General features: G+C 54.7%; 1 tRNA gene. It reads left to right on the top strand.

Annotated elements, in window-relative coordinates:
- Positions 1–78 precede the first annotated feature (78 nt).
- A tRNA-Val gene (locus tag PMX70_RS08575) sits at positions 79–153 on the top strand.
- Positions 154–349: the final 196 nt, after the last annotated feature.

Below are 349 nucleotides of genomic sequence, written 5' to 3'. Positions count from 1 at the left end.
CGGACATGGCTCAGTTGGTAGAGCACAACCTTGCCAAGGTTGGGGTCGCGGGTTCGAGCCCCGTTGTCCGCTCCATTTGGGCGTTTAGCTCAGGGGGAGAGCGCTTCCCTGACACGGAAGAGGTCAGAAGTTCAAATCTTCTAACGCCCACCAAATGTTCGCAGCCCAGAGGCTTAGCCTCTGGGCTGTTTTGTTTTGCTCGCCAAATGGGTCGCCAAATACGTCACCAAATTTCGAGTTTTTTGATCTTCTGGGATGCTTCTCAGTAGTCAGGTACCGTCAAGATTCTTTCGCAAATTGATCGAGGCGGCCTCGGCCCCGCCTTGCTCTAGCCCTCCGCCTTCTTGCT

The organism is Collinsella aerofaciens (assembly GCF_028206795.1).
GTDB lineage: Bacteria > Actinomycetota > Coriobacteriia > Coriobacteriales > Coriobacteriaceae > Collinsella > Collinsella aerofaciens_AX.
This window is presented reverse-complemented; position numbering and strand designations above follow the sequence as displayed.